The sequence below is a fragment of the Aquidulcibacter paucihalophilus genome (assembly GCF_002105465.1).
In the GTDB taxonomy this organism is placed as follows: Bacteria; Pseudomonadota; Alphaproteobacteria; order Caulobacterales; family Aquidulcibacteraceae; genus Aquidulcibacter; species Aquidulcibacter paucihalophilus.
On record NZ_NCSQ01000026.1, the window covers coordinates 38,460 to 48,828 of the forward strand.

Sequence of the window (10,369 nt, forward strand, 5' to 3'; positions counted from 1 at the left end):
TTAGAACTCAATTCCTGCTTTGGACAACACGCGCTCTGCGCGCAGATAAACGGGGATGTCGAGGAGTTTGCCGTCGAGCAACATTGCTTTGGCATCGCCAGATCGGCCAGCTGCCACCACGCGCTTAGCCCAGCCTAACTCCGCCTCGGACGGGGAGAAGACTTCATTGACGATGGCGACTTGGCTGGGGTGGATGCAGGCCTTGCCGTCAAAGCCCAAGGCCTTCACGCGTACGCATTCTGCACGCAAGCCCTCTTCGTCCTTCACGTTCAAATAGGGCACATCCATCAAGGATCCGTTGGCAACGCGGGCTTCAGTGGCTAAAGTGGTGCGGGCATGGAACAGCGCGTCCCAGTCCATTGCCGTTCCAATCGCGAGCGAATAATCCGCGCCGCCAAACAAAACGCCGCCACTGGAGCCACAGGTTACAGCTATGTCTGAGGCATTCTTAAGGCCCATAACGGATTCAATCACGGCCCAAAGCGCGACTTTTTTGTGCGACAAGCCGCGCAGGTCGAGCAATTGGCTCAAATTGGCCAAGTCTGCCCCTGAGCCTGCCTTGGGCACCATCAAGAAGTCTGGTCGTGCGGTCGTTTCGCTAAAGGCAATGATGTCCTTGAGGCCGTCTAGAGTATCGAGGCCGTTCATCCGGACACCGATTGCACAGGCTGGATCGGCTTCTGCATTGGCCTCCAGCCAGCCAATCACTCCGGCACGGGCGGCGGCTTTATCTTGCGGTGGCACCGCGTCTTCAAGGTCGATACAAATGGAATCGGCACCCGCTGCCAGCGCCTTTTCAAAGCGGTCTGGCCGGGAACCCGGGACAAAGAGGAGCGATCGAAACGTTTTCATTTGTCCGGACATTTAACCTGATATAAGCTGACGTCAATTCGAAACCGCGTGGCCGTGTGACTTTGTGTCGCCAGGCAAGGGAGTTCAAGCAATGGATCTACGGGTAAGATTTGGTTTGGCTGGTATTTTGGTCGGCCTAATGGCGATGGCGGCTACGCCCGCGCTGGCCCAACATGCCACATCCACACAGGCCTCTGAGGCCCCTTACTCTGGTTCTTATTACAAACGGCAACTCTATGTGGTCACCGATATGGAGCGGGCCTTGACGCTGTGGCGCGATGTTTTGGGCCTTCAGGCTGGCGCGATTACGACTTCGGGCCCTAATTCTTACTCGCGTGAAGTATTCAATATTCCTGCAGAAGCCCAAATGCGCTTTTGTACCTTAAGCGCCGGGCCGACGCAGGTGCGCACCATGGCGTTGCTAGAGGTCAAAGGCGTTCCTTTGCCGCCCAAGACAGGTATTCGCACAACTGGGGCTGTCATTAATGCCAATGGCCGTCTGGCAGAGATTATCGGTAAGGCCAAGGCGATGGGCCTGACCGTGTTTGGGCCACGAGTCCTGGCTTCGGTTGGTCAGGGCGACGGGACCGAGCAAGGCTTCCTTGACTGGGATGGCAATGTGATCGTGCTGTATGAATATCCCAAGTCCGACCCGCCCAGCGTTCGCTAGCGGGGATTGCCCGGATCGGACTGCCCGGATCGGACTGAAGGACTCAGCGCAGCCGTGCCCCTAATTTCGCAGCGGCTGCAATAATCTTTGTGCTGACGGCTTCGATCTCTGCGTCGGTCAGGGTGCGGTCACGGGGCTGAAGACTGACTTGGAGCGCGAGCGAAGCCTCCCCTTCAGCGACACCTTGGCCCTGATAGCGGTCAAACAGACTCACATCTGAAATCAAGGCCTTATCAACCTGGGCCACGGCACGCATCAAATCCCCTGCGGGCAGTTCAGCCTTGGCGACAAAGGCAAAGTCGCGCGTCAGGGGCATGAATGCGGAAGCATCCAGCTTGGATTTGGTCTTGCCAGCCTTCACTTTGGCGGGTGGTAAGGCGTCCAAGAACAGCTCAAACCCATAGACTGGGCCATCAACGCCCAATTCCTTGAGGACCCGGGGGTGTAGCTCCCCAAACTCTGCCAAAATCGTCTTCGGGCCCAGCTTAAACGTGCCCGAGCGGCCGGGATGCCACCACGCCCGCGCGCCTTGAACCGTTTGCATCCCGCCAGTCGATGCGCCCATGGCATCTAACATGGCCAAGACATCGGCCTTTACCGTGAAGACATCGGGCTTCTCGGTCCCACTCCAGTGACGAATGGCGCCGCGCGTAACGCCCGCAATAACCATCTCCTGATCTTTCGGTCCATCGCCGCGATAGACCGGACCGGCCTCAAACAAGGCGAGGTCGCCAAAGCCGCGATCGGCATTGCGTTGGGCCGCCAGCAGCAGATGAATCAAGGCGCTGGGTCGCATGCAATCGAGGTCTGAGGCAATGGGGTTGGCCAGAACCAAAGCCCCGCCGCCCTGGGCAGCGCCAAATAACTCACATGTCGCGCGGCTGGCAAAGCTCCAAGTCACCGCTTCCATCCAGCCGCGGGCAGCGAGGCTGCGACGGCCTAAACGGACCCGGTTTTGCGCCGCGGTTAGTAGGGGCTCTTTCCTGCCTTTGCGCTCTGGCAATGTGGCCGTCGGCAAACGATCAAAGCCAGCGATGCGCGCAATGTCTTCGACCAGATCAGCAGGGCCTGCCACATCCCGCCGCCATGTGGGGACGCCAACTTTACGGGTTCCCGCCCCGGTCACTTCCGGTGAGAAGCCCAAAGCAGTCAGGATGGTGTCAATTTCGCCATCGCTTAGGTCTAGGCCCGTCAAGCGATGCACTTCCTTGGTGGCAAAGGGCACGGCTTCTGGGGCCGCAGGAACTTCCCCGGCAATAATGACGTCTGAGGCAGTGCCGCCGCACAGCTCGAGGATCATTGCGGTGGCAAGCTCTAGCCCATCCACCATGAAACCTGAATCAACACCCCGCTCAAAGCGGTATTTGGCGTCGGATTGCAGGCCTAAAGCGCGCGCGGTTTGAGCGATCGTCAAAGGCGCGAACAAGGCACTCTCGACAAAGACATCAACGGTCTCTTCAGAGCAACCCGACGACACGCCACCCATAATGCCGCCCAAGCCCAGAGGTCCGGCTTCATCGCCAATGACGCACATGGCAGAGGTCAACTCATACGTCTTGCCATCGAGGGCGACAAAGCTTTCGCCTGCCTCACCCATACGCGCCACAATGCCGCCGGTCAGTTTGGCCGCATCATAGACATGCAGAGGCCGAGCGCGGTCATAGGAAATGAAATTGGTGATATCAACCAGCGCATTGATCGGGCGCAGGCCAATGGCGCGCAACCGATCCGCCAGCCACGCAGGGCTTGGCCCGTTTTTCACGCCCTTAATCAAGCGGCCCGCGAAAGCGGGGCATGCCTCAGGCGCGTCGATGGTCACGGTCACCGGACAGGGGAAGCTGCCAGCTACTGGTTTAACTGAATGATCTTTCAGTGTGCCGAGACCGGCTGCAGCCAATTCACGCGCGATACCCACCACGCCTAGCCAATCGGGGCGGTTTGGCGTCACTTCAAAGTCGATCACCGCGTCAGCAAGGCCTAAAGCGGCAGCGGCGGGCGTACCAACGGCCAGAGCGTCATCAAGTTCAAGGATGCCATCGCTCTCTTCGGCGGTTTCCAGCTCAGCCGCCGAACACAACATGCCGTTGGAGACCACGCCCCGCACGGCGCGCGGCTCCAACGTAATGCCGCTACCGGGGATATAAGTACCCAAAGGCGCATAAACCGTCGTCAGGCCCGGCCGGGCATTGGGTGCGCCGCAGACGATTTCCTTCATGCCTTCAAAAGTTTCCACTTGGCACACTTGCAAGCGGTCGGCATTGGGATGACGCGCGGTCGAGATGATTTTCGCGACTGAAAAAGCTTTCAGTTTGTCGGCTGGATCTTCCCAATGCTCCACCTCTAGGCCCGCCATTGTCATGGCGTCCAACACAGCAGACAAAGGGGCGTCGGTGGCCAAATGATCCTGCAGCCAAGACAAGGTGAATTTCATCGGTACAAATCCCTGCGGGAGCTAATCGGTTTAGTGGGCCTCAGCCCAATTCAAGGCGGCGCGTGCCTCTACCACCAAAGGCACAGACAAGGCCACTGCCGGTAGGGCAGCCTTCTCCATCACCTCTGCAACCAGAGCACATGTCGCATCCGCTTGGCTTGAAGGCGCTTCAAACACAAGCTCGTCATGCACTTGCAGCAACATTCGGGCCTGCAAACCCGCTTCTTTCAGGGCTTTTGGCAGGCGGATCATGGCGCGTTTGATGATATCGGCGGCAGCTCCTTGAAGAGGGGCATTGATTGCTTGGCGTTCGGCAAAGGCCTGTTCAGCTTGGCTTTTGGCATGGATACCCGGCACCCAGCACCGGCGACCAAAAATGGTTTCAACATAGGTTTTTTCCCGCGCCATCGCCTTCATCTGGTCCATATAGGCCTGAATGCCGGGGAAGCGCTGCTTATAGGTCGCGATATAATCGCGTGCCTCGCCTTGCGGGATCGACAATTGCCGCGCGAGGCCAAAGGCCGAGATGCCATAGATAATACCGAAATTGATCGCTTTTGCTTTGCGGCGGATCATCGGGTCCATCCCCTCCAACGGCACGCCAAACATTTCTGAGGCCGTCATGGCGTGGATGTCATAGCCCTCAATAAAGGCTTTCTTCAGCTGGGGAATGTCGCCAACATGGGCAAGGAGGCGTAACTCAATCTGGCTATAATCGGCAGAGATCAGAACGTGGTCGGGCTCTGCGACAAAGGCGCGACGGATGCGGCGGCCCTCTTCGGTCCGAATGGGGATATTCTGCAAATTGGGATCAGTTGAGGACAGCCGCCCCGTCGCCGCCCCAACCATATTGTAGGAAGTATGGACCCGGCCTGTGGTGGCATCGATCGCATCTTTCAGATTGTCGGTATACGTACTTTTAAGCTTGGCCAACGTCCGCCAGTCCACCAAAGTACGCGGTAGTTCATGGCCTTGGGCCGCCAGATCTTCCAGCGCATCAGCACCGGTGGCCCATTGCCCCGTCGCCGTCTTTTTGCCGCCGGGCAAAGCCATTTTGCCAAACAAAATATCGCCCAATTGCTTGGGGCTGCCCAAATTGAACACCTCGCCGGCTTGCTCATGGGCTTGGGCTTCAAGGCTAATCATGCGCTGGGCAAAATCGAGCGAAAGACGCGAGAGCTCGGCCACATCCACTTTCACGCCGGCCTGCTCCATCCCTGCAATGACAGGTACCAAGGGGCGCTCCAGCGTTTCATAGACAGTGGCTGAACGCTCCTGCACCAAACGCGGTTTCAAAATGTGCCACAGGCGCAAGGTCACGTCCGCATCTTCGGCAGCATAGGCGGTGGCGCGCTCAAGGGGCACTTGGTCAAAGCTGATCTGAGACTTGCCTGTGCCGCACACATCTTTGAAGGCGATGGGCTGGTGCGCCAACAAGCGGAGTGACAAATCATCCATGCCATGGCTATTGCGGCCGGCATCGAGGGCAAAGCTCATCAACATGGTGTCGTCAATCGGGCTGATGGCAATGCCATGCTGGGCCATGACCGAGACATCATATTTCAAATTCTGGCCGATCTTCAGGATGGCATCATCTTCCAAAATAGGCTTCAAGCGGGCCAAGACATCGGCCAGTTCCAACTGGCCAGGCAGTTTCGCGACCGTATCTTGCCCACCACCAAACAGGTCACCCGTCACGCCCAAATCGCCCGCGCCGCGATGACCGACCGGGATATAGCAAGCAATGCCTGGCTCAACCGCCAGCGAAAGACCGACCAAACCGCCACTGACGCTGTTGAGGGACGCGGTCTCAGTATCAAAGGCGACATAGCCTTGGCTGTGAATACGGGCGATCCAATCGTCAAGGCGGGCAAGGCTCGAAATGGTTTCATAGCCCCTGGTGTCGATCGGCGTAAACACCGCCGGTGGGATCAACACCTGCCCGGCGGGCGCACCATCCGTACTCGGATTTGTTGTCGGCACAGAAGCGAGCGAAGCAACAGGCACTGTATCGCGGTGCTCAGCCTTATCGGCAACATAGCCATCCCGGCGCAGCCCGGCTTCCACCCGGCCCGTTAAGGTCCGCAATTCCATCTTGCGCAAAAAGTCGAGCAAAATGCTTGGATCTGGCTCGCGCACGCCAAAATGTTCCAGATGTTCCAACACCGGCACGTCATCCATCAAGGTGACAAGGCGCTTCGAGATTTCAATCTGTTCGCGGAATTGGATCAAGGTCTCCCGGCGCTTGGGCTGTTTGATCTCATGGGCTCGGTCCAGAAGCGTTTCCAGATTGCCATAAATGCCCAATAATTCTGCGGCGGTCTTCACGCCAATCCCGGGCGCACCGGGCACATTGTCGGTACTGTCCCCAGCCAAGGATTGCACATCAATCACTTGTTCGGGCGCAACACCGAATTTCTCCAGAACCGCCTCAGGTCCCATGGGGCGATCCTTCATCGGATCATAGAGGAAAATTTTGTCAGTAATCAGCTGCATCAAATCCTTATCCGACGACAGAATACGGACTTTGGCACCCTTGTCTGCGGCCTGCTTGGCATAGGTTGCGATCAAATCATCGGCCTCATAGCCGGGCAATTCAATCGAGGGCAGACCAAAGGCGCGGGTGGCTTCCCGGATCATTGGAAATTGTGGCACCAAATCTTCGGGCGCAGGCGGCCGGTTAGCTTTGTAAGCGGGATAGATATCGTTGCGAAAGGTCGGTCCAGACGCATCAAAGATCACCGCCAAATGGGTTGGCTGGTCGCCATCCTTTTCGTCGGCCAAGAGCTTGAAGATCATGTTGCAAAAGCCCGACACCGCGCCAATCGGCGCACCATCGCTTTTGCGCGTCAAAGGCGGCAGGCCATGGAAAGCGCGAAAAATGTAACCAGAGCCGTCAACAAGGGTGACGCGGGAATCGGGGCCTACAGGATGTGTCATCCTCTGATCTTAGGCCAGCGGCTTGCCACTTCCAATCCCAAACTCTCCGATCCACACATTTGTCTCAGGGCCGCATCGCCGTACGGACTGGCCCCGCTTGCAAGACCCGACGGGCAAGTCCTGCCCATTCGCACAGAAGCGGGCGGGTATCGCGCGGGTCGATGATTTCTTCGGCATAGAAGCTTTCTGCGGTTCGAAATGGGCTGCGCAAGCCTTCCATCCAGGCCTTGATCTCGGCTAAGCGAGCGGCGGGGTCTGGATGGGCCTCCAGCTCGCGCCGGAAAGCGGCCTCGACCCCGCCATCCATCGGCAAGCTGCCCCAGTCACCCGATGGCCAGCAGAAGCGGGCCTTGGCGCGGGACGGGTTGAACATGGCAGAACCCGCAAGCCCATAGGCCTTACGCATCACCACCGCGCAGAAGGGCACGCGCGCTTGATAAATCGCGCTCATCGCCCGAACGCCCGCGCGGGTTACGCCTGCCTGCTCATGCTTGCGACCGACTGCAAAACCCGGGCAATCGACGAAATGGACGATGGGAAGATGGAAGGTGTTAGCAAGATCGACAAAGCGCTCAATCTTGCGGGCGGCATCTGCCGTCCACGCCCCATCCAGCACATAGGGGTCGCCCGCCATAATGGCGACGGGCCAGCCATCAATCCGGGCAAGGCCTGTGATGATGGACCGCCCCCACGCTTTGCCCATCTCGAAGAAAGTACCGGCATCGACACACGCCTCAACAATTTTGCGGCTCTTATAGGGCGTCACGCGGTCGCGCGGCACGATCGAAAGAAGAAATTCCTCTTTGCGATCGGTTGGGTCCAGACTGGGCGCGCGGGCCGGTAAATCATCAACCGAGCCCGGCAAATAAGACAGGAAGCGCCGCGCACAGGCCATGGCCTCGGCTTCACTATCGACGGCTTCATCCACCACGCCATTGCGGGCCTGTATCTCCCAACCGCCTAAGCCCTCCTTGTCAATGTCCTCGCCAATGGCCCGCGCGACGGGTGGGCCTGCCACAAAGACCTGGCTGAGGCCTTTGACCATCACCGAATAATGGCTCGCCGCCACCCGGCCTGCGCCCAGTCCCGCGCACGGGCCTAAGGCCAGAGACACAACTGGAATCTGGCCCATGTTGGCGACCACAACTTCCCAGCCTGGTGTCTCTGGGATGTAGGTGCGAGGGTCCTTTTCCAGCATTTTGACGCTGCCGCCGCCGCCCGTGCCATCCACCATGCGGATCAGCGGCATGCGATATTCACCCGCGAACTTTTCAGCCTGTACCATCTTTTGCCAGATGGCCGCATCTGCCGCCCCGCCACGGACGGTGAAGTCATCGGCGATCACCCCAACCGGGCGGCCATCAATCCGTCCACGGCCGGTCACCATATTGGACGGCAAATAGCTTTTGAGCGAGCCGTCTGGATGATACTCCGCAACGCCTGCAATCTTGCCGATCTCGTGGAAACTGCTGGGGTCTAAAAGGGCATCTACCCGGGCTCGGGCGGTCGACTTTCCTTGCGCCAATTGGCGCGCAACGCGCTCTTCGCCGCCCATTTGTTCGGCCAGTGCCTCGCGGGCACGCAAGTCTTCGATCTCAGGTTTCCAGCTCATAGCCAGACTGTAACCACACTTTTCACGCGTGCAATCAACCAACCCATCAGCTTGTCAGCAAATAATCCGCCAAGGCCCGCTTCTTGGCGGCATCCACCCCTAAACGCTCGAGATATCCATCCAACCCGCCCTCGCGCCGCGCCATCTCGGCCCAGGCTTCGGCTAAAAAGTCCTGATGGACGCCGACCATCGGCATAAGGGCCTCTGGGTCGATTTGCTTTTCAAACTGCTCGCCCATCATCTTGGCATAATTCGCCAATAGATTGGGGTCATGGGCGACATGATTGGTCAACAGATAATCGTGCTCAATCCGCTCCAGATCGACCCCCAAGGCATAGAGGATCAAGCCGCACAAAATGCCCGTTCGGTCTTTGCCGGCAGCACAATGAATAACAATCGGGCCTTTCCCTTCCGCCAAACGGTCGAAGGTCTCGCCAAACAGGCTGAGATGTTGGGGCTCCCATGGGATACGGCGATAGGAGGACAGCATATGGTCGTGGGTGGCCTGTTGCGTCAAATCGGTGTCGCGGATGAATTGCAGATGCGGCGGCAAGGTCAGCCCATCCCCATCGCCCAGATTGGAAGCGAGAATCTCAACTGGAAGCCCATCTAACTGGCTCGGCTGTTGTTGGCGCTCATGGCCACGGCGCAAGTCAACCACAACTTTGATCCCGGTCTCGCGAAACCTTTCCCGGCCGGCATCGGTTACTTGCGCATAATTGGCAGAGCGGAAGAGCTTTCCTGCTTGCACTGTCTGGCCGGATTGGGTTGGATAGAGTCCAAAGTCGCGAAAATTGCGAACGCCTTCGACAAAAATGAATGGGGGCGGCAGAGGTGAGGTCATCAAACGGACATGGACTACAGAACCGCGCGCTTCAAGACGTTTGACGGCTTAAATCTGGCTTGGACTGAGACGGGTTCACCCAATGGTCGACCCACACTGGTTTTGCACGGCTTCCTAGCCAGTGCGCATTTGAACTGGATAGAGCCGGGCCTCGCCGCAGCGATGGCGACAACGGGGCGCCGCATCCTTCTGCCGGACTTACGTGGCCACGGCCAATCTGATGCGCCAACAGACGAGGCCGCCTATCCCAAGGACGCGCTTCCCAAAGATCAAGAAGTGCTCTTGGCCCAATTGGGGATCACAGATTTTGATCTCGTCGGCTATTCCTTGGGGGCACGCACGGCGGTGCGCCTCCTCGCACGCGGCTATACTCGTCCAGAAAAGGTCTTTCTCGGCGGCATGGGAGAGGCAGGCATCACCACCGTCGGTACACGGAAGGATTATTTTGAGGATGGTATCCGTAATGGGGCCAATGCCCAAGATCCGCGTGCTGGCACCTTTATTCAAAACATCCTCAAGCAACGCGGCATGAGTCCGCAGGCAGCCTTGGGTGTCCTTTCGACGCAAGTATCCACATCGCCAGAGGAATTGGCCAAGATCAAAACCCCGGTGCTTGTGGTCAATGGCGATCAAGATCGCGACAATGGCGACCCAGTCGCGTTGGCAGCGGCACTCGGCAATGGCAGTTACAAATTGGTACCGGGCAATCACTTAAGCGCCGTCGCCGAACCCGCCTTCCGCGATGCCCTCGTGGCTTTTCTGCGCACGTAAACGGCGCCGCCAAAGCAGGAATTGGTGCGGCTACGTGCCGTAGGGCCTCCCCTTTCCACTACGCTTCGGTGGGGGTGACATCGCGCTTTTTGAAGGAGTCTCATCTGGACGCGTTTTGGTGATCCCTATGGTCCACCAACAATTGAGTTTGGCCTTTGGGGCAGGCACAGCCTGCACCAAAGCCTTCCAGATAAAGACCCTTTTCACGCTGTCATCAAGTCAGTTGTGGAATTGAGATTTGTATTGGTT

Annotated in this window: 7 protein-coding genes; 2 read left to right on the plus strand and 5 right to left on the minus strand. The window is 58.2% G+C overall.

The annotated features are described in order from the left end of the window. Entirely contained in the window at window positions 1-852 is an 852-nt protein-coding gene (locus B7364_RS02395; RefSeq protein ID WP_085338349.1) for an HpcH/HpaI aldolase/citrate lyase family protein, read from the minus strand. 91 nt (window positions 853-943) lie between these two features. On the opposite strand from B7364_RS02395, the gene B7364_RS02400 reads away from it, so the two are divergent. After that, complete coding sequence (locus B7364_RS02400) at window positions 944-1,522, plus strand: VOC family protein (RefSeq protein WP_085338350.1); 579 nt, start codon at window positions 944-946, stop codon at window positions 1,520-1,522. A 43-nt stretch (window positions 1,523-1,565) separates the two neighbouring features. Here B7364_RS02400 and pheT read toward each other — a convergent pair whose 3' ends face one another. From pheT to B7364_RS02420, 4 genes are all read right to left on the minus strand, one after another. Continuing rightward, the gene (pheT, locus tag B7364_RS02405) at window positions 1,566-3,953 is read right to left on the minus strand and encodes a phenylalanine--tRNA ligase subunit beta (protein ID WP_085338351.1); all 2,388 of its coding nucleotides are present in this window, start codon (window positions 3,951-3,953) and stop codon (window positions 1,566-1,568) included. Window positions 3,954-3,983: 30 nt separating this feature from the next. Then, on the minus strand, window positions 3,984-6,893 hold the full coding sequence (polA, locus tag B7364_RS02410) for a DNA polymerase I (protein WP_085338352.1): 2,910 nt from the start codon (window positions 6,891-6,893) through the stop codon (window positions 3,984-3,986). A 64-nt stretch (window positions 6,894-6,957) separates the two neighbouring features. Continuing rightward, window positions 6,958-8,505 carry an acyl-CoA carboxylase subunit beta gene (locus B7364_RS02415; RefSeq protein WP_085338353.1) on the minus strand — a complete coding sequence of 516 codons (1,548 nt, stop codon included), beginning with the start codon at window positions 8,503-8,505 and terminating at the stop codon, window positions 6,958-6,960. A 46-nt stretch (window positions 8,506-8,551) separates the two neighbouring features. Then, on the minus strand, window positions 8,552-9,349 hold the full coding sequence (locus B7364_RS02420) for a tyrosine-protein phosphatase (protein ID WP_085338354.1): 798 nt from the start codon (window positions 9,347-9,349) through the stop codon (window positions 8,552-8,554). A 9-nt stretch (window positions 9,350-9,358) separates the two neighbouring features. On the opposite strand from B7364_RS02420, the gene B7364_RS02425 reads away from it, so the two are divergent. Further along, window positions 9,359-10,120, plus strand: a complete 762-nt coding sequence (locus B7364_RS02425; protein WP_085338355.1) for an alpha/beta fold hydrolase — start codon at window positions 9,359-9,361, stop codon at window positions 10,118-10,120. The last annotated feature ends 249 nt before the right edge of the window (window positions 10,121-10,369 follow it).